Consider the following 24,096-nt stretch of genomic DNA (forward strand, 5'->3'; position numbering starts at 1 on the left):
GAGGGGAAGCGTGACCACGTCGCCCCCTGACGCCGCCACGGCGGAACCTCCGTCGGCCGCATCACCGCCACCCCACAGCGCACCTGAGAGGCACGACACCATGAGTTCCAACGACCCCTTTGCCCGTCTCCCCGAGGCGGCCTCTTTCACCGTTGTCAGCACCACCGTCACCGACGGCAGCCCCTGGTCGATCGAGCAGTACTCCGGCCTCTCCGGCGTTCCCGGCGGGAAGGACGTCTCTCCGCAACTTTCTTGGAGCGGCGCCCCGGAAGGCACCAGGAGCTACGCCGTCACGGTCTACGACCCCGACGCCCCCACCGGGTCCGGGTTCTGGCACTGGGCGGTCGCCGACATCCCCGCCACCGTCACCGAGCTGCCCGAAGGTGCCGGCGACGACACCGGCTTGGGCCTGCCCGGGGGCGCCTTCCAACTGCCCAACGACGCCCGTGCGGCCCGATTCATCGGCGCCGCCCCGCCGGCCGGACACGGCCCGCACCGCTACTTCACCGTGGTGCATGCCCTCGACGTCGAGTCCATCAACGTCCCCGCCGACGCCACCCCGGCCGCCCTCGGCTTCACCATGGCCGGGCACATCCTTGGCCGCGCGGTCCTGACAGCCACCGCTGAGACTTTCGCCTGAAGAACAGCCATAAGGCCCGCGCCGAGCGCGACCAGGCCCTCCTTCTGGTCAACGTCCGGTGGGAAGCGTTGAGGACTGCGGCGAACCGGCTGGCCACTCCGACGCTGAGCCGAACGGGTGACGGGTGATGGGCGCTCAGGGCTTCAAGATCATCCATTGCCCCTTTGGCGCATATCTCGGTCACACCCCATCTCTGTGCGTGTTCCAGCACGAGGAATAGCTCCTCCGTTGCCGGGAACTGGCTCATGGCACGGTCGTCGCCCAGCTCGTGCAGATCCCGCAGGCGATCGACGATCGGCGCGCTCTCGATCGCCCCGAGCCGGATCGGTGAGCGCTTCGACGGGGCTTTCGAGCGGACTTCGTAGGCTTCCTCACCACCTTCGAAGTCTTCGCACCCAGCCCGTTCCCAATCTGGGAACGGGCGTTTCCCACCCGGATCGACGACAGAGCCGTACGGAAGTTCTTCGGGAATCTCCACATCCCTACGCGGGATCCCCACTCTCCGGTGGCCATGTTTCAGCAGGTCAGCGAATTCCGTCGGTTGGCCGAGGACGACGGTGCTGCGGAAGGACACCAGCGGCAGGCTGACGTCGGTGATGTCCAGCCAGGTCTCGACGTCGCCGACACCCTCGACGGCGACCGTGCGGCGGGTCGCGGCACGGTTCCACTCCCGCCACGCCCGCCGGGCGGGGTCACGGGTCTCGAAGACGAGATGGCCGCCCGGCCGCAGCGCGGCATGGATTACCGTGCAGGGTGCCTTCCCACGCCTCGGGGTCGACGATCGCCTGGGCCACGTTGGCGGTCATGGTGGCGAGGTCCACCCGCATGTCCGGGAGCGCCGTCGCGTCGCCGTGGAGCCATCGCACGCGTTCGCTGCCGGGCTTGGACCGCGCGACGTCGAGGGAGGCCGCGGCCGGTTCGACGCCGGTCACCCGCAGACCTCGATCGGCGAGGAGCAGGGCGAACGTGCCCGTGCCGCAGCCGACGTCGAGCACCTGACGTGCCTTCAGCTCCGCTGCCACGTCGGCGTACACGTCCAGATCGCCGCGGTCCGCGTCGAGCGGATCGTAGAGCGCCGCCAGCCTGGGATTCTCGTAGGCCTCGTCTGCCACGCCCGGGAGGCTACCAACGGGAGCGGCGGGGGAGGCACCGGTTTTCGTGCCTCCCCCGCCGCTCCAGCCGTGACCTATCGGCCGACGGTCAACTCCTGGATTCCCGCGGGCTTCTTCGCGTCCTTGGAGGTGAACCTCACCCGGACGTAGCGGGCCGATCCTCCGTCCGGCGAGGCGGTGTTCCAGTGCTGCCCGTCGCGCGACGTCTGCACCGTGTGCTTCGCCGGCTTCACGTCCGTCCAGTGCGGGGTGATCTTGGAGATCCGGGAGACCTCGCCGAGGTCCGCGGTGAGAGTGGCGCGGGTGGTGTCGGGGACCCAGGCGGTGGCGGTGCTGCCGTCGAGTGCGGCGTTCGCGTACTGACCGGGCTGCTCCGAAGTCGCCTTCGCCGCATGGCACCTGGCGAGGTTGTCGGTGGGCTCCAGGTCCGGGCGGCGGGTCTTGATGTGCGCGGGCGCGCCCTGACTGACGACCTGCTTGCCCTGCGGGGTCTCGATCTCGAAGGGCTTGCCGTGGGTGAGGCGCACCGTCGTCTCGTGGGCGCCGATGGCGATGTCGTACGTACGCCCCTGCCAGTGCTGCCCGTTGAGCTTGACGCCCTGGGACAGCTGCGGCGGCAGCATCGGGTCGAGGTGCACGCTGTTCTCACGCATCCGCTGCCCGGTCAGGCCGTTGGTGAAGACCTGGAGGAAGCCGCCCTGGCCGGTCGTGAAGTTCTGCGCCGGGGAGCCCGACAGCGGGTCGGAGGCTCCCGCCTTGTCGCCGCGCGCCTCCGAGAAGAGGTTGAACGGACCGCGCGTGAAGGGCCGGATGGAACGCTCCAGGTAGGTGTACGCGGAACAGCCGGGCTCGCCGATGGCGGCGGCGTCGATGGCGTGCACCGAGTCCGTCATGGCGGGGCCGTCGGGGTCGGTGCGGGCCGCGTAGTAGTCGAGGGTGTTGGTGGCGGCCTGCTTCGACATCGGCCACTCCAGCGGGTACATCAGGAGCACGGTGTCCGCCTGCTTGATGACCGAGCCCTGGTAGCCGTCGTACTGCTGGAAGACCTGCTTCTTCTTGTCGTAGGGGATGCGCAGCTTGTCCGCGACGGTGTGCCAGCTCGCCGGTGCGTCCTCGCCGAGGATCTTCGCGACGCGGGAGGCGGTGCGCAGGGTGGTGGCGGCGCCCGCGTTGGTGAAGACGCCGTCGTCGACGCCGTTGCTGTACTCGTCGGGCCCTGCGACGTCCTTGATGGAGTAGCTGCCGTCGGCGTTGCGCGTGGCGCGGTCGGCCCAGAACTCGGCGATCCCTCGGATCACCGGCCAGCCACGGGTGCGCAGCCACTGGGTGTCCTTGGTAGCGAGGTAGTACTGCCAGGTGGCCAGGGCGATGTCGCTCTGCAGGTGGTTCTGGGTGCGGCAGTGCGGCGGGTCGACGCTGTGGCACTCGGACGTGAGGTCGCCCTTGCTCGCGCTGGTCCAGGGGTAGAAGAGGCCGGGGTGGCCGAGCTTCTCGGCATTGGCGCGGGCGCCGTGCCGGGTGCGGTAGCGGTAGTCCACCACGGACTTGGCGAGGTCGGGGTGGGCGGCGAGCAGCGCCGGGTACATCCAGGTCTCCGCGTCCCAGAAGACGAGCCCCGCGTAGTTGTCGCTGCTCAGACCGGTGGGGGAGATGCTGTTGGCCGAGCCGGTGCGGGTGCTGGAAAGCAGCCCGTACTGCGCGGACCGCACCCACGACTGGAGTTCGCCCTGGTCGCTCTGCCGGGGCACCTCGATGTCGCTGCGCCACAGCTTGCGCCAGGCGGCGGTGTGCCCGGCGAACAGGGCGTCCCAGCCACGCCCGGCCGCACGCTGCGAGGCCGTGACAGCGGCGTGCTCGGGGGCGCGGGAGGTCAGCGCGGTGTCGACGCCGACGTACTTGGTGAGCTCATAGGTCCGGCCGGACCGGACGGGGACACCGACTGTCTGCTGGGCGCTCAACTCGCGGCCGCGAGCTGAGGTTTGTTCATTTCCTGTACGCACGCCGTGCCCGGCCCGGAGTGTCGACGCGACCGTGCCTTCGGTCTTCGTGCCCTGCGTACGGAACCCCACGGCCATGGTGTGCCCTCCGGTGCGGGCGCCGCCGCCGGTGGGCGTCACGCGCCGGGCGCCGCGGCCGTCGATGCGGTCGGTGACCTTCGCGCTGCCGTTCCAGTGCGGGGTCATGCGCAGTCGTACGGCGCCGACGTGCGGGTTGGCGCGGTCCGCGAGGACGTCGTAGGTGAGGTCGGTGGCCCGGCCGTCGGCCGCCGTCCAGGTGAGCTCGGTCCGCACCAGGCCGCGGCGCAGGTCGAGGCTCTGCCGGTAGTGCGAGATCCGGGAGGCCTTAGTCGCCGAGGTGAACGTCTCGGAGTCGGGTCCGCCGGTGGAAACCGTGAGAGGGGTCCAGGTGGGGATGGCGGCTGCCACCTGGCGGTTCTCGGTGGTGTCCTTGTTGTGCGCGTAGAGGCCGGACACGAAGGAGCCGTCGTAGCGGGGGGTGAACAGCGGCCATCCGGTCTTGGCGTCGGAGTCGGCGTAACCGGCTCCGTTGGGCGCGACGCGCTGACCGAGATAGCCGTTGCCGACGAAGGCGTGGTACGTGTCCTTCGCGTCGAGACGGTTCGACGTCAGCGTCCAGCCGTCGGCGGGGGAGGGCGTCGTCGGCTCTTCGGTTCTCGGGGTCGCGATGTCGGCCGCCGCGGTGGGGGGAACGGCCGCCGCCAGCACACCCACGAGGAGGGGTGCGATGAACCGGGCCGTGCGGGGGAGGGACCTCATTGTGCTCCGTTGCGGGGTCGCCGGGGAAGGTCAGGCGACCATAAAGATGTGAACGGTCCGCGTCAATGAATCGCGCACTGTGTTGAAGAATCAAACGAACTCGCGAGTAAGGCCCGCCATTGGACCAGGTTCTCGGCGCGTGTCCTCGGCCCTAGTCCTTGTCGCCCCGCGCCCACAACGAGCGCACGTGCCCGAGATGGCGCGTCATGCACTGTTCCGCCCCTTCGGTGTCGCCCGCCACCATCAGGTCCAGGAGCTCGATGTGCTCCTGCGCCGACGGGATGAGCCGGCCGCGCTCGTCCAGCGCCGTCAGTCCGTACAGGCGGGCGCGCTTGCGCAGATCACCGACGGTCTCGACGAGCCGTTCGTTGCCGCCGAGCGCGAGCAGGGAGAGGTGGAACTGCCGGTCGGCCTCCAGATAGCCGATGAGGTCGTGGTCGCGGGCCGCGCGCACGATCTCGTCGGCCACGGGACGCAGCCGCTCGAGCTCCGCGCGCGACGCGGAGCGGGTGATGCGGCCGATCATGGGAACCTCGATCAGGGTGCGGATCTCGGTGTACTGGTCGAGGTCGCGCTCATTGACCTCGGTGACCCTGAAGCCCTTGTTGCGGACCGGCTCCACCAGGCCCTCGCGGGCCAGATCGAGCATCGCCTCGCGCACCGGCGTCGCGGAGATCCCGAAGTCCTCGGCGAGGACGGGCGCCGAATAGACCTCGCCGGGCCTGAGTTCACCGGAGATCAGGGCCGCCCGCAGATGGTGGGCGACCTGGTCGCGCAGCCGCTCCCGGGGAGTGACGAGGGTGCGCTGTGGGAGGTGGCCCATGGTGGTGATCCCTTCGTGGCCCGCACGTCGGGGCCCGCGCCCCCGCGCCCGAGTAGATCACCAGCGTACAATGTCACGTTGTTTTCGCCCCAGGATCTGGTGCGCCCTCAGAGCACGCGGCCTGGGTGAACGGCCCGGCGCGGTAGGGGAGTTGCGAACCGTCCCGGCGTCTGAGGGGTTGTCAGTACCATTTCACATTACTACGTTACGCATCACATGGCGTGACCCTCGCTCCTCAAGGACCGCTGGCGGCCCGGCAGTTGATGCCGGGAAGCCCCTCCTCGCCATGCGCACGCACTGCTTGCCCCACCTCCCACACACCAGGAGCCTGTCGTGCACCAACCCCGAACCCTGCGCAGATCCGTGGTCGCCGCGGCGATATCCGTGACGCTGTGCGCCACGGCCGCACCCGCCGTCGGCGCGGACGGCCCCGCTCCCGACCGGCGTCCGGCCACCGCCTCGCCCGCCGCGCCGGGACCCGAGGCCCCGAGCCCGTTCGACCGGGTGGACCGTCGTGCCAGCGCCCCGAAGCCGGTCGCCCGGAAGCTCCCCGCCCCCGGCGGACTCCGCGACGGCCGCGTGCCCGGCCCCCGTACGAAGAAGACGAAGGGTGCGGCCGACGTGCCCCGCGCCACCGTCGGCAAGACGTCGGTGCCGTGCACCCTCGACGGCGTCAAGGGCCTGTCGCCCGCGGAGTTCACCGCGTTCCTCGCCGATCCGGCCGTCACGGCCGACGGCTGTCTGCGCGGTCTCATCTGGACCTGGGACCAGCGCCTCGCCCCGGTCATGTCGCGCGCCCACATCCAGGCCGTCTCGCAGCGCATCAGCCGGCTCGCCGCATCGCACGACGGCACCAACGGCAGCCACCTGCTCGAGATGTTCACGTACCTGCATGCCGTCTCGTACCAGGCGTTCTCGCACGACGAGGTCGACATCACCGACCCGTCGACCCTGGCCTCGATGCGCCAGGCCGTGGACGCCTTCGGCGCGTCCGCCCGTGCCTTCGACGTCACCCGCTCCAACGCCGAGACGCTGCGCGAGGCGCTGACCGCGGCCAGCGCGACGGGGCTTCGCCAGCATCAACTCCCGCTCGTCAAAAGGGTCCTGGCGACCATGGATGCCGCCCACCCCGACACCGCACAGGACGCCAGCTGGGGCGGCGCGGCCCTCTCCGCGCTCACCCTGAACTACCTCGGGGTCTACCCCGGCAACCAGGACACCGCCTTCCGCGCCGCGGTGGCCGCCGACGCCTCCTACCGCGCCGCCTTCAAGGCCTTCGCCGGACACACCCACCTCAAGGGCAGGACCAACGCCTGGGTGGTGCGCGACGCGCTGAGCGAGTACGGCCGCATGGGCCAGATCGACGCCCTGCGCACCGAGATCGTCGCCGGGCTCGGCCCGCTCCTGGACACCACCGTGCGCAACTTCGGTGACGGCAGCGCACCGTGGGCGAAGGTCGTCACCTGGCTGATCGAGTTCGACGCCTGCAAGCCGTACAAGGTGTGCAGAGCCGACATCGAGCGCCGCCTCTTCCCGCAGACCTACGCCTACGACGCCGGCGGCCTGAAGGTCCGCACCGCACTCGACCGCGACACCGTCGACCAGCTCTACTACGCGAGCAAGCAGGTCAAGGCCCAGTTCCACCGCGTCGTCGGCACCCAGGAGCCGCTGGGCGGCGACCCCAACACCACCCTGAACACCGTCCTGTACGCCTCACGCGCCGACTACGAGAACTACCACCCGCTGCTCACCGGCATGGGCACCGACAACGGCGGCGTCTACATCGAGCGGGGCGCGACCTTCTACACCTACCAGCGGCGCGTGCCGCAGGACTCCTCGCTCACCCTCGAGGAGCTGTTCCGCCACGAGTACACGCACTACCTGAACGGCCGCTGGGCGGTGCCCGGATTCTTCGGCGAGGGGCCGTGGTACGAGGGCGACCGGACGACGGCGATGGACGAGGGCACGGCGGAGTTCTTCGACGGCGCCACCCGCGACGACGGCATCAAGGTCCGCAAGTCCCTGATCCAGGGCATCATCGACGACACCGCGGGCGGCGGGCCGCGCATGAGCGTCGACCAGCTGCTGCACGCCACCTACGACGGGGACGGCTTCCGCTTCTACGACTACGCGGGCGCGTTCTTCGAGTTCCTGTGGACCGAACGCCCCGCGCTCATCAAGGAGATGTACCGTCACCTGCGCTCCGACAACCCCGGTGCCTTCGACGCCTGGCGCGACCGCCTCGGCCGCGACGCCGGGCTGCAGAGCGCCTACGACGCGTTCCTCGACAAGCAGATCGCGCACGTCGACGACCTGTTCGTCCCCGACACCAAGTACGTCCCCGTCGACCAGCTGCGCGCCGCCACCGCCGACCAGATCCGCTCCTCGTTCGTGGCGACGACCGGCATCACGCCCGACTGCCGCTCCACCGGTGCCCCCGCGCGCCCGCGCTTCGTGTGCACCGGCCGGATCACCGCGAACCTCGGCGACGCGGCCGACCCCGACCTCGTCTTCAAGGACATGTCCGAGACCGTCGACGCCTACATCCTCGACCGCGCCGCAGGGGGCGAGAACAACCTCACCGACATGAACTGCACCTTCGGCGAGGTCGACATCTGGACCAACGGGCGCGCCGGGACATCGGACTACGCCTGCGAGGGCCCGCTGCGCGGCTGACACGCCCGACACGCCCGACACCCCTACGACACCGGTGATTTAGCCGATGTCCGCACACCGCGGGCACCGCCACGGTGGGGACCGCCAACGAACACGGCGGTCTCCACCGGGGCGTCTCCTTCTCCTCCCGGCCGGTTCCGCCATGACCGAGAGGACCCCTCCGTGCGCCTGCACGTCTTCTCCCGCCCTGTGGTGCGGGCCGCTCTGGCCGCCGCGGTCGCCACCGCCGGCCTCCTGGGCACCGGCCTCGCGCCCGGCGCCCAGGCCGCCGCCGAGAACCCGTACGAACGAGGCCCCGCACCGACCGTCTCCAGCATCGAGGCGTCGCGCGGCTCCTACGCCGTCTCGCAGACCAGCGTCTCGTCGCTGAGCGTGTCCGGCTTCGGCGGCGGCACCGTCTACTACCCGACGTCCACCGCCGACGGCACCTTCGGCGCGGTCGTCATATCCCCGGGCTTCACCGCGTACCAGTCGAGCATCGCCTGGCTCGGCCCGCGGCTCGCCTCCCAGGGCTTCGTGGTCTTCACCATCGACACCAACACGACGCTCGACCAGCCCGACAGCCGGGGACGCCAACTCCTGGCAGCACTCGACTACTTGACGAAGTCGAGCTCGGTGCGGGGCCGCGTGGACGCCTCACGGCTCGGCGTGATGGGGCACTCGATGGGCGGCGGTGGCACCCTGGAGGCCGCCAAGAGCCGCACCTCGCTGAAGGCGGCGATCCCGCTGACAGGATGGAACCTCGACACGACCTGGCCCGAGCTGCGGACGCCGACTCTCGTCGTCGGCGCGGACGGTGACACCGTCGCCCCTGTCTCCAGCCACTCCGAGCCCTTCTACCAGTCGCTGCCGAGCAGCCTGGACAAGGCGTACCTGGAGCTCAACGGCGCCTCCCACTTCACGCCGAACTCCTCCAACACGACGATCGCGAAGTACAGCATTTCCTGGCTGAAGCGGTTCATCGACAACGACACCCGCTACGAACAGTTCCTCTGCCCGCTGCCGAGGCCGAGCCTCACCATCGAGGAGTACCGGGGCAACTGCCCCCACACCTCCTGAGCCTGATGACCCGTCATGGGGGCCCGTCGTCCGTCGCCGGTCAGCCGGCGGCGGACGACGTGTGCAGTGCCCGAACCCGGGGACTGTGCCCGCGCACACCCGAACGCGGTGGCCGTTGGGAGCGTGCCCAGCCGCGCGGACGCGGGGCTTCCGGGCTGTGTTACGCGGAAGTAACGTGCGGGCGTGACTCTTTCGACGACCGTACCCGGCGCGCTCCGGCCCCCCGAGCTCCACGGCCGCCGCGAGGAGATCGCCGCCGTGGAATCCCTGGTGGGGCGCTTGCGGGCCGGTCGCGGCGGCGCGCTCGTGCTGGCCGCGCAGCCCGGCCTGGGCCGCACCGCACTCGTGGAGCACGCGCGGGACATCTGTCCCCCGGTCCCGTCGGTCCAGCTGACCGTTCCCGCGGCGCTGCCACGGCAGGGCCCGCTGCTCGTCTGCGTCGACGACATCCACGCCTGGCCGTCGGCGGCCCGGTCCGCCCTCCTGGCCGACCTTCGCCGCCTGCCCACCGAGAGACCCGTTGCCGCCCTGCTCACCGTCGCCGAACACCACGCAGGCGCAGGGGAGTTGGGCGGGCCGGTCACGCTGCGCCTGGGCCCGCTCGACGACACCGCGTCCGCCGCGCTGCTCGACCGGCTCACCCAGGGCTCGGCCGACCCGGTCGTCGGCGCCTGGCTGATCCGCGAGGCCGTGGGCAATCCGCGCCTGCTCACCGCGCTCGCCGCGGCCCTCACCCCCGACCAGCTGGCCGGACGCACCCCGCTGCCCGACCCCCTGCCCGGCGGCGAAGACCTCCTCGACGCGTACGCCGCCCGCATCGACGCCCTGCCCGCCGACGCGCGCGCCCTGTTGCTGCTCGCCGCGGCAGCCGCGGAGCACGAGCCCGACGGCGCGGGCGCGGACCTCGCCCTGCTGCTGCGGGCCGGCGGCGCCGCCTCCGGCCTCGCGCCCGCCGAAGCGGCCGGCGCGGTCGTGGCGGCGGGCGAGCGTATCCACTTCACCCACCCGCTCCTGCGCCGCGCGGTGCTGCGCCGAGCCCCGCTCGCCCGGCGCGGAGCCGCCCACGCCCGCCTCGCCGCGGTCTGCCGGGACCGCCTCTCGCGCCTGGTCCAACTCTCCTGCGCGGCAGGGGACCACGACGCGCGGCTCGCCGGGGACCTCGCCGAAGCCGCGATCGCACCGCACCCGCACGCCGAGCGGTCCGCCGCCCTGGCCCGCGCCGCGGCGCTCACCGCCGACCCGACGCTGCGCACCGACCGGCTCGCCGCCGCGGCGGAGGCGTCCCGTCTCGCCGGGGACCCCGTACGGGCCCGCGCCCTGCTCGCCCGCACCGCCGCCGTCCCCGCCCACGGCGGCGTCCACCGGGTGCGCGGCTTGTTGTCCCTCGCCGACGGACCGGCCGCCGACGCCAGGGAGGAGCTGATCACCGCCGCCGTGCTGCTCCCGCCCGAACCGGCCCGCCACGCCCTGATCGGCGCGGCGGAGGCGGCCTGGGCGATGGGCGACGCCGTGGCCTACCGGGAGGCGATGACACGGGTCCCCGCCTGCACCGACGACCCGGCCCTCGAGGCGTACCGCGCCGGGATGTGCGCGGTCCTCGCGGGCCGCACCGCCGAGGGGCACGCCCTGCTGCGCGGCTGCCTGGACGACGTACCCGCGACGGGCGACGCGGCCGGGCTGCTGCGCGCCGGAGCCGCGGCCCTGGTCGTCGGCGAGGTCGAGGCCGCCTGCGGAGCGGGCGCCCGAGCGCTCGCGGCCGTACGCGCTTTTGGCCCCGAGGTCCTGCTGCCGCGCGCCCTGGAGCACCTGGCGTACGGAGAACTGCGTGCGGGCCGGCACACCAGGGCCCGGGCCCACGCCCTGGAAGGGCTCAGGGCCGCGCGGCGCACCGGGCAGCCCAACGTCGCCGTCTCGTTGCACGCCGTCCTCGCCCTCGCCGCGTCCGTGGAGGGCGACGCGGAAGCGTGTACGGCGCACGCGGCAGCCGCCGCGGCGGGCGCGGGGCCGCACGGTCTCGCCCAGGCCGCCACGCTCGCCGTCTGGGCCGTCGCCCGAGCGGATCTCGCCGCCGGGCGCCCGGGGGACGCGGCCGCCCGGCTGGCCCCGCTGGTCGCCCCGGGGCCCAGGTGCGGGCACTTCGCCGTGCGGATGCTGGCCGTCCCCTGCTTCGTGGAAGCCGCCGTCCAGGCCGGGCGTACCGCGGAGGCCCGCGACGCCACGGCGGAGTTCACCCGCTGGGCCGGGGCCACCGCCGACCGGCTCGCTCCGGCCCAACTGGCCCGCTGCCGCGCCCTGCTGGCGCCGCCGCAGCACACGGCCGCCGCGTACGAGAACGCCCTGGCGCACCACGACCGCACGCCGGGCGAGTTCGAACGCGCCCGTACGCAGCTGCTGTACGGCCAGTGGCTGCGCCGCAGGCGCCGTACCCGCGAGGCGCGCGGGCCGCTGCGGGACGCGCTGGTCGGCTTCGAGCGGTGCGGGGCGCGCGCCTGGGCGGACCGCAGCCGAGGTGAACTGCGCGCCGCGGGCGAGGCGGTGGCGGGGGAGCGGGAGCCGGGCCCCGGGCCGCTGGAGGCGCTGACCCCGCAACAGCAGCGCATCGCCCGTCATGTGGCCGAGGGGGCCACCAACCGCGAGGTGGCGGTGCGCCTGTCGGTGAGCCACCGCACCGTCGACCACCACCTGCGCAATGTGTTCGCCGCGCTGGGCGTCCGCTCCCGCGTCGAGCTGTCGCGACTGCTCGCCGGCGACGGAGGGTTGCCGGACCGTGATGAGGAGATTGCCGCACACCTCTAGGTACCGACTGGGCGGTATGCCATTCTTCGGGCGTCAGGAAGATCCGGCAGTGCGCACACTCCCCGTGGAGGCCCCATGCCACACGTTCTGCGGTCACGGGTCGGGCCCCTGCACGAAGTGCCCGCCATCAGCCCGCTCGCACCCGGCTCACGTTCGCTCCTGGACTCCGAGGCGGTCGCCGTGCTGCACCGGGCGGCCCGCGCCCTGCTCCGCGACCTGGCCACGATGACCGACCGGCTCGTCGCGGAACTGGGCGAGCAGGAGCCTGCCTATCGCGCGGACATCGAGGCCCGGCCCACCGAGGTCTGGCAGGAGGTGCACCGCTCCCTGCGGCACAGCGTCACCTCGCTCCTCCAGCCGGGGGAGACCCGGGAGGCCGCCCACCGCACGTCCATGCAGATCGCCGGGGTACGCGCCGAACGGGGCCTGCCGCTGGACGCGTTGCTGCACGCCTTCCGGCTCGGCGGCGCGATGGTGTGGCAGGGTTTGGTCGACGAGGTCTCGCGCGGCAACCCCGACGACATGCGGCTGCTCATCCATGTCGCCACGGACGTATGGAACTTCGTCGACGAGCACTGCGGTGTCGTCGCCGACGCCTACCGCCGCACCGAGCGCCGCATGGCCTGGCAGCACGAGAACCGGCTGCGGCTGCTGACGGCGGGCCTCCTGGACGGCAGCGCCCGCCTCACCGACCTGCCCACCGCCGCCGACGTCCTTGGGCTGCCCGAGGACGGGTGGTACGCCGTGATCGCCGTGGCGGGGGAGGACAGCCGCCTCACCCTGCCGACAGGGACACGGACGCTGCGCCACGCTGCGTCCGGGGTGCAGTACGCCCTGGTGCTGCTCGGCGACGCCGAGGGCGACCCGGCGGCCGAACTGTCCGCGCTCAGCGCGGGTCTGGCCCTGCCGGTCGGGGCCCGCGCCGGCATCGGCTCACCCGTGGAGGGCCTCGCCGCCGTCCCGCACGCCCGCCGCCTCGCCGACACGGCGCTGCGCGCCTGCCCCCGCAGCGGCGGCGCCGTGCTCCTGGACGAACGCCTGCCCGATGCCCTCGTCGTCTCGTCACCCGAGCTGGCGGAGGCGCTGGCCGAACGCGTCCTCGGTCCGCTGCGCTCCCTCGACCCCGCCGACCGGGAACTCCTCCTCGACACGCTCGTCGTCTGGCTGGAGAGCGACGGCTCCGCGCAGCGCGCGGGCGCCCGCCTCTACTGCCACCGCAACACCGTCCTCAACCGGCTGCGACGCGTCGAGCAGTTGACCGGCCGCAGCCTCACCCGGGTCGGCGACCTCGTGGAGATCTCGCTCGCGCTGGGGGCCCGCAGGCTGCTGGGAGGGTGAGCGTGCGACGGCGGTGGTAGCGGGTCCTACGGGTATGCCGAAATCCGGGCTCGGTGCGCAGCGGTGCCGTCCGCGCGGCACCTGAGTCGGTGGCGATCGCGCGGGCCGTGTCGCGCGTCAGCCGGTGAACCCCGGCACCACCAGATCAGCCGGTAAACCCCGGCACCGCCAGATCAGCCGGTGAACCCCGGCACCACCAGACCTGATTCGTACGCGATCACCACCGCATGGGTCCGGTTCTGCGCACCGAGCTTGAGCAGCACGTTCCCGACGTGCGTCTTCACCGTCTCCAGGCTCACCATGAGCGACGCCGCGATCTCCGGGTTCGACAGGCCGGTCGCCATCAGCCGCAGCACCTCCTCCTCCCGCTCCGTCAGCGCAGCCTTCGGCAACGCCTCCGCGGAGCCCAGCGGGCGGGCGGCGACCATCCGGCGCAGGGCTGCCGGGAACAGGATCGCCTCCCCCGCCGCCACCACCCGTACCGCCTCGGCGATCTGCCGGACCGGAAGCCGCTTGAGCACGAACCCGCTGGCCCCCGCGCTGAGCGCAGCGGTGACATAGCCGTCGTTCTCGAAGGTGGTGATCATCACGACCTTCGGCGGTTGTGCCGAATCGGCGAGGAGGTGCCGGGTGGCCTCGATGCCGTTGCGGCGCGGCATCCGTACATCCATCAGGACCACGTCGGGGCGCAGCCGCCGCGCCTGCTCGACCGCCTCGACGCCGTCGGCGGCCTCGCCGACCACCGAGATCCCCGGCTGCGCCGCGAGCAAGGTGCGCAGACCGCTGCGGGTCACCTCGTCGTCGTCCGCGATCAAGAGGGTGACGGGGGCAGGGGCAGGGCTGGTGGCGGCGGGGCGGGAGTCGGCGCCCGTCATGGCGGCCGAGCCCGCGTCGGCGGCGGTCATGCCGCGACCCGTACCGGCAGCCGGACCGCGAGGCGCCAGTGCCGCGGCCCGTCCGGGCCGGCCTCGATCTCACCGTGCAGCAGCCGCACGCGCTCGGCAAGGCCGGGCAGGCCGTTCCCGGACGTCCGGAAGACACCCGCGCCCGAACGCGTGCCCGCCCCACTGACCACACCATTGACCACACCGAGCTCAAGGCAGTCCGGCAGGGCAGCCACCCGGACCCCGATCGGACCGCCCGCCCCGTGCCGCAACGCGTTCGTCAGCCCTTCCTGGAGAATCCGGTACGCGGCCCGGGAGAGCGTCCCCCGTACCTGCGCCGGCTCGCCGGACAGCTCCACGTCAAGGACCGCGCCCGCGTGCCGCAACCGGTCGAGCAGCTCGGGCAGGTCGGCCAGGGTCCGGGTCGGTGCCGTCTCCGCCTTCTCCTCGCGCAGTACGCCCAGTACGTAATCCAGGTCCTCAAGGGCGGCCCTGGACGACTCCTCGATGCTGCGCAGCGCGGCCCGTGCCGCCACCGGGTCGGCGGACAGTACCTCGCCCGCGACCGCCGCCTGGATCGTGGTCGCGGTCAGCGTGTGCCCGATCGAGTCGTGCAACTCGTGGGCCAGCCTGTTGCGTTCGGCGAGGCGCTGCTCCCGCTCGGCCATCAGCGCGAGCCGCTCGGCCGACGAAGGACCCAGGAGCCCGGGCGCCAGCCGCCGCAGCACACTCGTCACCACCACGCACACGACCGCCGCGAGCAGCAGGCAGCAGAGCGCCACCACCCAGCTCCGCCATCCGCCGTCGGACCGCAGCGACCGGCCGGACAGACTCAGCCCGGCTTCGGCACCGAGCCAGCCTCCGGGGAGGGCGATCCCCGTCAGGACCAGCACGCCGCTCGTCAGCGCCCCCGTCCACCCCAGCGCCACGTGCAGCAGCAGCCAGAGGGGAGTTCGCCAACGGTCGGCGCCGGACGGCACGGCGGCAGGGGTCGGCAAGGACACCCTCAGAAGTTGGCGGGCGAACGCGACCAGTGCCCGCCGCGTGGTGCGGGCAAGGCCGACCGAGCCGATCAGTGCCGCCCAGACCAGGAGGACCAAGACGGCCTGTACTCCATAGGGAGCGGATGGCCATGCCAACGTCGGCAGCACGGCGAACGGCAGCAGCGGAAGGCTCGCCAACGCGCCGCAATAGGCGAACAGCATGCCCGAATACGTGGAGCCGCGCAGCAGCGGCCGGAGTCCCCTGATCATTGTCGCCCCAGTATGACCGGGCAGTTCAGCGATGGCCTCCCCCGATCGAGGGAGCACCTTCTCCCGCCTTTCCGCGATGCGCATCCGCGATGCCGGAAGCCAGGATCGTGCCCTGAACCTTTGACCGGAGGACGTTTGATGAACGCGCAAGGAATAGAGATGCCACCGCATCACACGGCATCGGCCAACGGCTTGGCCGGGGCCGCCCTGGTGCTCGGCGTCATCGGCTTGAGTACGTCGGTCTTCTTCATCGGCGGCGTGTTCGGCGGCATCGGCCTGATTCTGGGCATCGTCGCCCTGACGACGGCCAAGCGGACCGGTATCGGCCGGGGCAAGGCCCTCACCGGCGTGGTGACGTCGGCCATCGCGATCGCGGTGTCCGTCCTGGTCACCGTCTTCTTCGTCTGGTACGCCAACAAGACGCAGGAGTGCTACCAGCCCGACAGCTTCCAGCAGTACAAGCAGTGCGTCCACCAGCAGCTCACCGGGAATTGACCGGCGTCGGGCGACTTCTTCCCAGCAAGGACGAGCATCACTGTGCGAAACACGCGAATTGCGTCTCTCATGGTCGTCGGTACCGCGGCGACTCTCCTTACGGCATTTACACCCGCCACGACCTCTTCTATGTCTGGGGCATCCGCGGCCAAGGACCCTCTGCGGCAATACACCCAACAGGCACCACGGTGGCAGCGCTGCGACGCGAAGAACCCCGCCACCTATCAGTGCGCGACACTCAAGGTGCCGCTGAACTACAGCGATCCCGGAGGCAAGAAGACGGACATCGCGATATCCCGGCTCAAGGCAATCAGCCCGAAGGAACGACGCGGCATTCTGTTGCTCAACCCCGGCGGTCCTGGCGGGCCGGGCCTGGATCTGCCCGTCAGCGGAGTAGCGGACTTCTCCAGGGAAGTGACGAGACAGTACGACCTCATCGGGTTCGACCCGAGGGGTGTCGGCCGGAGTTCGCCCGTCAGCTGCGGACTGACCGCCGATGAACAGGAGTTGGAGCGCCCGTACAAGAGTGAGTCCTTCGCGAAGGACGTGGAGTGGGCTCGCACGGTGGCCGACAAGTGCCGGGCCAAGGAGGGTGACAGGCTGCGCCACCTCACCACCCGCAACACCGCCCGCGACATGGACGTCATCCGTGCCGTGCTGGGAGAGAAGAAGATCTCCTACGTGGGGTTCTCCTACGGCACCTACCTCGGCGCCGTCTACGCGCAGATGTTCCCCCGGCGAACCGACCGGTTCGTGTTGGACAGTGCGGTCGGCCCCGCGCGGTACGGGCGGGGCATGTTCCGGGCGATGGCGGAGCGGGCCGGGCCCGCCTTCACGCGATGGACCCAATGGACTGCCCGGCGACACGCGACGTATGAACTGGGCCGCACCCCGGCCGAGGTCCGCAAGACGTTCTGGGACCTCGTCGCCCAGGCCGACCGCGAACCCATCGATCACGGTGGGACGCTCTTCACCGGTGACGCCATCCGCGCTCAGCGCGCCACGTTCTCCCGCGTTGAGAAGGCCGCCACATGGATCGCCGAACTGAAGACGGCGGCCGAGGGCAAGAAGCCGGCTCCGTCCGGCACGCCCGAGCAGGTCCCGGGCCCCCGCCGGCCGACGTCATCCCGTGACGTCCCATCGGACAACGAAACCGCGAGTGCCTGGGCCGTTCTCTGCGCCGACACCCGCACGTCGTGGCCGCGCGACCCCGAGCAGTACCGCCGCGACGCGATCCGCGACAAGGCCCGGTACCCGCTGTCCGGCGACTTCGAGTCCAACATCAAGCCGTGTGCCTTCTGGAAGCCTGGCAGCGAACCCAGGGCAACAGTGGCCAACGGGGTCCGTGCGCTCATCCTGCAGAACGAGTGGGACCCTCAAACGCCCCCGGCCGGAGGCCAGTCCATGCACCGGGCCCTGCGCGGATCCCGGATGGTCACGGTCGCCGGCGGAGAGGGCCACATCGTCAACGGCACCAACTCCTGCGCGGACAAGAGCGCCACGGTCTACCTGACCACGGGCAGGCTCCCGGCCAAGGACCTGACCTGCCGAGCGCCTGCCGGGCAGTAGGCGTAAACGCGCGCGCTTCCTGGGTGGGGCCTTCCATCGACGGAAGGCCCCACCTCACGGAGCCCGGATCAGACCACCGGCACCGGGTACGTCGGGTACTCGACCCCGGAGATGTGCTGGACGACGCGGATGACCTGGCACGAGTAGCCGAACTCGTTGTCGTACCAGAGGTAGAGGATCGCGTTGTCGCCGTCGACCTTGGTCGCGCCCGCGTCGACGATCGACGAGTGGCGCGAGCCGACGAAGTCCATGGAGACGGCGTCCGGAGCGGTCGTGAAGTCGATCTGGCGCTTCAGCGGCGAGTGCAGCGAGATGTCGCGGAGGTGGTCGAGGACCTCCTCGCGGGTGGTCTCGCGGCCCAGGCGCAGGCTCAGGATGGCGATCGAGACGTCCGGGACGGGGACGCGGATCGAGCTGCCGGTGATCGGCGCCTTCAGGTCGGGCAGCGCCTTGGCGACGGCCGAGGCCGCACCGGTCTCCGTGATCACCATGTTCAGCGGCGCGGAGCGGCCGCGGCGGTCGGCCTTGTGGAAGTTGTCCAGGAGGTTCTGGTCGTTCGTGAACGAGTGGACGGTCTCCACGTGGCCGCGCAGCACGCCGTACTCGTCGGCCATGGCCTTCAGCGGCGGCACGATCGCGTTCGTGGTGCAGGAGGCGCAGGACAGGATCTGCTCGTCCGGCTTGATCGTGTCGTGGTTGACGCCGTGCACGATGTTCGGGACGTCGCCCTTGCCCGGCGCGGTCAGGACGACCTTGTCGACACCGGGGCGCAGGTGCTTGGAGAGCCCCTCGCGGTCGCGCCACTTGCCGGTGTTGTCGATGAGGATGGCGTCCTTGATGCCGTACGCCGTGTAGTCGACCTCGGAGGGGTCGTTGGCGTAGATCACCTTGATCTCGTTGCCGTTGGCGATGATCGTGCTGTTCGCCTCGTCGACGGTGATCGTGCCCTGGAACTGGCCGTGGATGGAGTCACGGCGCAGCAGCGAGGCGCGCTTGACGATGTCCTGCTCGCCGCCCTGACGGACGACGACGGCGCGCAGGCGCAGTCCGTTGCCGGAGCCGGCCTTCTCGATGAGCAGGCGGGCGACGAGGCGGCCGATGCGGCCGAAGCCGTAGAGGACGACGTCGCGTCCCTCGCGGCTCTCGATCTTGTTGGCGCCCGTCGCGCCGGCGACGGCCTCGGCGGTGAACTCCGCCACCGACAGACCGCGGCCGTCGGTCCTGTACGCCTCGGCGAGCAGGCCGACGTCGATCTGGGACGGACCGAGATCGAGCGTGGTGAGCGTCTGCAGGAACGGCAGCGTCTCGGTGACGGAGAGTTCCGCACCGGCGATCTGGCGGGCGAATCGGTGGGTCTTGAGGAGGCTGACCACCGACTTGTTCACCAAGGAGCGGCTGTGGAGCAGGACGGTGACGTCCCGCTCCCGGTGCAGCTTCCCGATGATCGGGATCATCGACTCCGCGATCTCCTCGCGGTTCTTCCAGTTGGTGAACGAGTCGTCATTGACAGTCACAGGTTTATCTTTCGAGCTAGGCGGCGCTCATATGCTAACCCGGAGCCACTTTGATCTTTCAATCGGTGCCGCCCAGCCCGCCTCAGGGAGGATTCAAAGACGGACGGCGACGGCGTTGAACGTCGTCCCGGGCTCCTGCGGGCTGGTGAACCGGGCGTTGACGAGGTAGAGGCGATCGCCCCAGCGGGCCGCTGTGGTGGGGACGTCGAAGCGGGGATCGGTGATCGTGCGGCGCAGTGTGGCGGTGCCGGCCCTGGTGTCGAGGTCGAACACACTGATGAGGTTCAGCCGGTTCTGTACGACATACAGCGTGCGGCCGATGCGCAGCAGGCCGTCGCCGTTGACCACGTTCGCCGCGCCGATCAGGGTGATCTCGGTGGCGTGCCCGGTCTTGAGGTGTACGCGGTAGAGCTTGCCCGGTGAGCTGCTGACGACGATCAGCCCTCGGCCGTCCGGGGTGCCGACGATGCCGTTCGCGTTGATCACGTCCGGCGTCTGCACCCAGTCCCCGCCGAGCCTCAGGGTGCGCACCTCGCCCTTGCGGCCGCGCGGGACGCCGTACAGGGCGTTGTCGCGCGAGTCGGTGAACCAGGCGCGGTCGCCGAGGAGGGCGACGTCGTTGATGAAGTGGCCCGCCGCCTCCGTCAGTTGGTACGTGGCCACCAGCTTGCCGCTGCGGGTGTCGATGACCCGCGCCACTCCGGTGTTCCCGGCGACGTAGAGCAGGCCGTCGTCGTCCAGCTTCAGGCCGACCGCGACCGTGCCTGCGGCGCCCTCGTAGAAGACCTCGCCCCGGCCGGTGCGCAGGTCGGTGCGGTAGACGGCGCCGTTGGCGCGCGAGCCCATGTAGGCGTACGGCTTTCTGCCGATGGCGATCCCCTCGGGAAGGAAGCCGTCGGGGAGCGGGAACTCGGTCGGCCAGGTGGCGCCCTGTGCGGCGGTGGCGGCGCCGGCCGTTGCGGTGCCGGTCGCCACCGCGAGGGCCGCGACGGCGCCGCCGCCGATGATGGTGCGCCGGGACGGCTGGGTGTGATTCCGGTGACTACGGGTCATGGTTCCGGGCCTCCGTGAAGAGAGGGGAGAGGAGCGGGGGCGGGAGTCTGCGAACTCTGCGACGGGCTCGGCCCCAACTCGCGGGCGAGCCAGGTGAGTTGACAACGCGGCGTCACCCGCCGGAGTTCCCTCGCGTCCCGCCCGCATCGCCACGCGCCTTTCGGAGCGACACCGCCTCGTGGGCCTGTGCGTCCGCCTCGCGCGGGTCAAACCCTGCCTACGCGACCCCATAAGTCGGCCTTATGGGTCCATAGATCCAGCCCGGGTACTAACTTAGGATTGCCTTAGTTTAGGCTTCCCGACGAGCCCTCTGTCTTCGCTCGAAGGGAAACCTGATCATGTCTCGCCCTCTGCGGGTAGCTGTTGTCGGAGCCGGTCCGGCCGGCATCTACGCCGCCGACGCGCTGCTGAAATCCGCAGTGGCGGTCGAGCCCGGTGTGTCGATCGACCTCTTCGAGCGGATGCCCGCGCCCTTCGGCCTCATCCGCTACGGCGTCGCCCCCGACCACCCCCGGATCAAGGGCATCGTCACGGCCCTGCACCAGGTCCTCGACAAGCCGCAGATCCGCTTCTTCGGCAACGTCGACTACCCGAACGACATCGACCTGGACGACCTGCGCAGCTTTTACGACGCGGTGATCTTCTCGACCGGCGCGACGGCCGACCGGGCCCTCGACATCCCCGGCATCGAGCTGGACGGCTCGCACGGCGCCGCGGACTTCGTCTCCTGGTACGACGGGCACCCGGACGTGCCGCGCACCTGGCCGCTCGACGCGGAGAAGGTCGCCGTGCTCGGCGTCGGCAACGTGGCGCTCGACGTGGCCCGCATCCTGGCCAAGACCGCGGAAGAGCTCCTGCCGACCGAGATCCCGCCGAACGTCCACGAGGGCCTCAAGGCCAACAAGACGCGTGAGGTCCACGTCTTCGGCCGCCGTGGCCCCGCGCAGGCCAAGTTCAGCCCGCTCGAGCTGCGGGAGCTCGACCACTCCCCGAACATCGAGGTCATCGTCGACCCCGAGGACATCGACTACGACGACGGCTCGATCGCGACCCGGCGCGGCAACAAGCAGGCCGACATGGTGGCGAAGACGCTGGAGAACTGGGCGATCCGCGACGTCGGCGACCGCCCGCACAAACTGTTCCTGCACTTCTTCGAGTCGCCGACCGAGATCCTCGGCGAGGACGGCAAGGTCGTCGGCCTGCGCACCGAGCGCACCGCGCTCGACGGCACGGGCAACGTCAAGGGAACCGGCGAGTTCAAGGACTGGGACCTCGGCTCCGTCTACCGCGCCGTGGGCTACCTCTCCGACGAGCTGCCCAAGCTGCCCTGGGACGTCGCGTCGGGCACGGTGCCGGACAAGGGCGGCCGGGTCATCGAGGAGACCGGCGAGCACCTCCAGTCGACGTACGTCACCGGCTGGATCCGCCGCGGTCCCGTCGGCCTGATCGGCCACACCAAGGGCGACGCCAACGAGACGGTCGCCAGTCTCCTGGACGACCACGCGAACGCCCGTCTGCACACGCCCACGGCCCCCGAGCCTGCGGCCGTGGACACCTTCCTCGGCGAGCGGAACGTCCGCTTCACCACCTGGGAGGGCTGGTACCGCCTCGACGCCGCGGAGAAGGCACTCGGCGAGGCGGAGGAGCGCGAGCGCGTGAAGATCGTCGAGCGCGAGGACATGCTCAAGGCGAGCGGCGCCTAAGAGGTCCCGAGTTCCCCCAGTACGTCCTGTGTGTGCTCGCCCAGCCGGGGGGCCACCCGGCGGAAGGTCTCCAGGCCGGCGCCGAAGATGACGGGGAACCGTGCCTGCGGCCCGGCACCGGGCGCGTGTGACTCCTCGAAGAGTTCGCGTGCCCGGGCCTGTGGGTCCGCCAGGAGCTCGGCGGGGTCGGTGAACACGGGGGCCCAGGGCGCGTCGAGCGCGGTGAGGCGCTCGTGCCACCAGGCGTGGTCACGGGCCGCGAAGACCTGCGACAACAGGTCGTGGACCTCCTGCTTGGCCGCCGTGCGGGCGGCGCGACGGTCGTAGGCGGGGGTGTCCAGGACCGGGAACTCGGCGGCGAGGCCGGTGCGCAGGCGGAGCCAGAACTTGTCCTCGAAGGTCGCGAGGGACAGCAGCTTGCCGTCCGCCGTCGTGAAGATGTCGTTGTCCCCTTGGACCAGACCGGCGTCCAAGGGGTCGTCGACGTCGAGCAGCGGCAGGGCGAACAGCGAGCACCAGGCGGTGATCGACTCGCTGAGCGACACATCGATGTGCTGGCCCTCGCCGCCTCCCGCCAGGGCGGCCGCCAGTGCGAGGGCGGCGTGCATGGCCCCTGCCATGTCACCGATGCGGACCCCGGGCCGGGTGACCCGCCCGTCGAGCCGGCCGGGCACGGCGAAGAACCCGGACAGGCCGAGGAAGTTGAGCTCGTGGCCGGGCCTGCCGGCGTAGGGGCCGCTCTGGCCGAAGCCGCTGAGCGAGCACAGTGTGATGCGTGGGTTGGCCGAGCGCAGCACGTCGTGGCCGAGGCCGAGCCGGTCGAGTGTCCCGGGGCGGAAGCTCTCCACCACCGCGTCGGCCGTGCGGACCAGACGCAGGAACGTCTCCCGGTCGTCCGCGGCGCGCAGGTCGAGCGTGACGGACCGCTTGTTGCGGTTGAGGGCGGCGAACAGGGCGGGGGCCAGGCGGACCGGATCGCCCCCGGTCGTCGGATCCTCGATCTTGATCACATCAGCGCCGAGGTCTGCCAGCAGGGACGTGGCGTACGGGCCCGGCAGCAGCCGGGAGAGATCCAGGACGCGCTTGCCCGCCAGCGCGGACCAGGTCGGCTCCGCCGAGGGGTTGGGGGACCGCATGGTGCACACCTTCCGGGGGGCGGGAACAGGGGACGGGCGGGTCAGACCTGAAACGCCAGGAGCTTGGCGATGCCGTTGCGCTGGATCTCGGAGGTCCCGGTGAGGATGCGGAACATGCGGATCTTGCGGAACAGGAACTCGATCTCGTTGCCCTGGGTGAGGCCTTCCTTGCCGTGGATCTGGACGGCCTCGTCGAGGATCCGGAAGGCGGACTCGGCGACGAAGAGCTTGCACATGAACGCCTCGGCGTGCGCGTCGCCGCCCTTGTCCAGTGCCGCGAGCGCCGCGTACGTCATGGAGCGGGCCGCGTAGAACTCCGTGGCCATGTCCGCGACCTTGTGCTGGATGGCCTGCAGCGCGAGCAAGGGCTTGCCGCCCGCGACCTTGCGGTGGCGGGTGCGGTCCAGGGTCAGGTCGATGGCGCGGCGGGTGGCGCCGATGACGGTGGGGCAGTGCAGCAGCCGGTTGGTGGTGACGCGGCCGAGCGCGATGCGCATGCCCTTGCCCTCCTCGCCCAGGAGGTTGGCGGCGGGGACGTGGCAGTCGTCCAGGACGATGTCGCTCTCGATGTGCTCGCCGGACATCGGCGTCGCGCCGTCCTCGACACGGCATCCGGGGCTGTCGAGATCGACGAGGAAGGCGGAGAACCGCGGCTTGTCGCCTTCTTGTTCGCCGGTTCCGGCCATGCGGGCCACGACGATGGCGAAGTCGGCGAACGGTCCGGCCGACGAGAACACCTTGTGGCCTGTCAGCCGGTAGCCCTCGCCGTCGGCGTCACGGACGGCCGTGGTGCGCATGGAGCGGACGTCGGAGCCCGCGTCGGTCTCCGTGAGGGAGAAGCAGCAGGCGCGCTCGCCGCGGACCAGGGGCAGCAGGTACTTGGCGAGCTGGTGGTCGGTGGCGTGCTTGAGGATGTCACCGGCGCGCAGCGGACCGCCCATGTCGCCCAGGACGCTGTGGGCGAGGACCCGGCCACTGGCCCCGATCTCCTCCTTGAGCGCGGCGAGTTGGGTGAAGGTGAGGTTCTGGCCGCCGTACTCCTCGGGCAGGTGGATGCCGTAGAAGCCGAGCTCGCGGCTGCGGCGCCAGATGGGTTCGAGGTCGGCGCGCGTCAGGCGGCTCTCGTGGGTGAGGCCGCGCTGGCGTTCATGGTCGGCGAGTTCGCCGTCCAGGTAGTCGCGCAGCCGGTCGACGAGGTCGGCCAGGTAGGGGTCGTCGTAGGTGGGGCGCAGGGAGAAGGTCATGTCCGGTCGTTCCTCGTTCAGGGG

At 71.2% G+C, this 24,096-nt stretch carries 16 protein-coding genes and 1 pseudogene; 8 read left to right on the forward strand and 9 right to left on the reverse strand.

Annotation, left to right across the window (positions count from 1 at the left end):
- Positions 1-100 precede the first annotated feature (100 nt).
- Positions 101-640 (forward strand): YbhB/YbcL family Raf kinase inhibitor-like protein, encoded by a 540-nt coding sequence (locus tag ACZ6ZP_RS15650; protein ID WP_351156183.1) that lies wholly within the window; start codon positions 101-103, stop codon positions 638-640.
- Positions 641-1,190: 550 nt separating this feature from the next.
- Here the strand turns inward: ACZ6ZP_RS15650 and ACZ6ZP_RS15655 are convergent.
- The 3 genes and pseudogenes from ACZ6ZP_RS15655 to ACZ6ZP_RS15665 all read right to left on the reverse strand — a co-directional run.
- A pseudogene (locus ACZ6ZP_RS15655) lies at positions 1,191-1,752 on the reverse strand (class I SAM-dependent methyltransferase); the annotation flags it as partial.
- 74 nt (positions 1,753-1,826) lie between these two features.
- Entirely contained in the window at positions 1,827-4,529 is a 2,703-nt protein-coding gene (locus ACZ6ZP_RS15660; protein WP_469407087.1) for a discoidin domain-containing protein, read from the reverse strand.
- Between the two features lie 151 nt (positions 4,530-4,680).
- Positions 4,681-5,352: a GntR family transcriptional regulator gene (locus ACZ6ZP_RS15665; protein WP_351156175.1), complete on the reverse strand. Its 672-nt coding sequence runs from the start codon at positions 5,350-5,352 to the stop codon at positions 4,681-4,683.
- Positions 5,353-5,685: 333 nt separating this feature from the next.
- Between ACZ6ZP_RS15665 and ACZ6ZP_RS15670 the strand changes: the two genes are divergently transcribed.
- The 4 genes from ACZ6ZP_RS15670 to ACZ6ZP_RS15685 all read left to right on the forward strand — a co-directional run bounded on the left by ACZ6ZP_RS15670 (position 5,686) and on the right by ACZ6ZP_RS15685 (position 13,221).
- Entirely contained in the window at positions 5,686-8,028 is a 2,343-nt protein-coding gene (locus ACZ6ZP_RS15670; RefSeq protein WP_469407089.1) for a collagenase, read from the forward strand.
- Positions 8,029-8,190: 162 nt separating this feature from the next.
- Positions 8,191-9,087: a bis(hydroxyethyl) terephthalate hydrolase gene (gene bdeA / locus ACZ6ZP_RS15675; protein ID WP_361464763.1), complete on the forward strand. Its 897-nt coding sequence runs from the start codon at positions 8,191-8,193 to the stop codon at positions 9,085-9,087.
- Positions 9,088-9,270: 183 nt separating this feature from the next.
- On the forward strand, positions 9,271-11,883 hold the full coding sequence (locus ACZ6ZP_RS15680; protein ID WP_469407090.1) for a helix-turn-helix transcriptional regulator: 2,613 nt from the start codon (positions 9,271-9,273) through the stop codon (positions 11,881-11,883).
- A gap of 75 nt (positions 11,884-11,958) precedes the next feature.
- The gene (locus ACZ6ZP_RS15685) at positions 11,959-13,221 is read left to right on the forward strand and encodes a PucR family transcriptional regulator (RefSeq protein ID WP_351156164.1); all 1,263 of its coding nucleotides are present in this window, start codon (positions 11,959-11,961) and stop codon (positions 13,219-13,221) included.
- A 173-nt stretch (positions 13,222-13,394) separates the two neighbouring features.
- Here ACZ6ZP_RS15685 and ACZ6ZP_RS15690 read toward each other — a convergent pair whose 3' ends face one another.
- Entirely contained in the window at positions 13,395-14,096 is a 702-nt protein-coding gene (locus ACZ6ZP_RS15690; protein ID WP_469407273.1) for a response regulator transcription factor, read from the reverse strand.
- A 26-nt stretch (positions 14,097-14,122) separates the two neighbouring features.
- Positions 14,123-15,358: a sensor histidine kinase gene (locus ACZ6ZP_RS15695; protein ID WP_469407091.1), complete on the reverse strand. Its 1,236-nt coding sequence runs from the start codon at positions 15,356-15,358 to the stop codon at positions 14,123-14,125.
- Positions 15,359-15,517: 159 nt separating this feature from the next.
- Between ACZ6ZP_RS15695 and ACZ6ZP_RS15700 the strand changes: the two genes are divergently transcribed.
- Together ACZ6ZP_RS15700 and ACZ6ZP_RS15705 are read left to right on the forward strand one after the other, a co-directional pair.
- Positions 15,518-15,853, forward strand: coding sequence for a DUF4190 domain-containing protein (locus tag ACZ6ZP_RS15700; RefSeq protein ID WP_469407092.1), 336 nt, complete (start codon positions 15,518-15,520; stop codon positions 15,851-15,853).
- 69 nt (positions 15,854-15,922) lie between these two features.
- Positions 15,923-17,422 carry an alpha/beta hydrolase gene (locus ACZ6ZP_RS15705; protein WP_469407093.1) on the forward strand — a complete coding sequence of 500 codons (1,500 nt, stop codon included), beginning with the start codon at positions 15,923-15,925 and terminating at the stop codon, positions 17,420-17,422.
- Between the two features lie 68 nt (positions 17,423-17,490).
- On the opposite strand, the gene ACZ6ZP_RS15710 is transcribed toward ACZ6ZP_RS15705, so the two are convergent.
- Positions 17,491-18,936, reverse strand: coding sequence for a glyceraldehyde-3-phosphate dehydrogenase (locus ACZ6ZP_RS15710; RefSeq protein WP_469407095.1), 1,446 nt, complete (start codon positions 18,934-18,936; stop codon positions 17,491-17,493).
- Between the two features lie 93 nt (positions 18,937-19,029).
- Positions 19,030-19,989, reverse strand: a complete 960-nt coding sequence (locus tag ACZ6ZP_RS15715) for an SMP-30/gluconolactonase/LRE family protein (RefSeq protein WP_469407096.1) — start codon at positions 19,987-19,989, stop codon at positions 19,030-19,032.
- A gap of 338 nt (positions 19,990-20,327) precedes the next feature.
- Between ACZ6ZP_RS15715 and ACZ6ZP_RS15720 the strand changes: the two genes are divergently transcribed.
- A complete protein-coding gene (locus ACZ6ZP_RS15720) occupies positions 20,328-21,692 on the forward strand; it encodes an FAD-dependent oxidoreductase (RefSeq protein WP_351156148.1) in 1,365 nt (454 codons plus the stop codon).
- On the opposite strand, the gene ACZ6ZP_RS15725 is transcribed toward ACZ6ZP_RS15720, so the two are convergent.
- Positions 21,689-22,828 (reverse strand): CaiB/BaiF CoA transferase family protein, encoded by a 1,140-nt coding sequence (locus ACZ6ZP_RS15725; RefSeq protein ID WP_469407097.1) that lies wholly within the window; start codon positions 22,826-22,828, stop codon positions 21,689-21,691. The two genes, ACZ6ZP_RS15720 and ACZ6ZP_RS15725, sit on opposite strands and share 4 nt — an antisense overlap.
- Positions 22,829-22,869: 41 nt before the next feature.
- Positions 22,870-24,072, reverse strand: coding sequence for an acyl-CoA dehydrogenase family protein (locus ACZ6ZP_RS15730; RefSeq protein WP_383824155.1), 1,203 nt, complete (start codon positions 24,070-24,072; stop codon positions 22,870-22,872).
- Positions 24,073-24,096 lie beyond the last annotated feature (24 nt).

Source organism: Streptomyces sp. NPDC054047, from assembly GCF_055585065.1.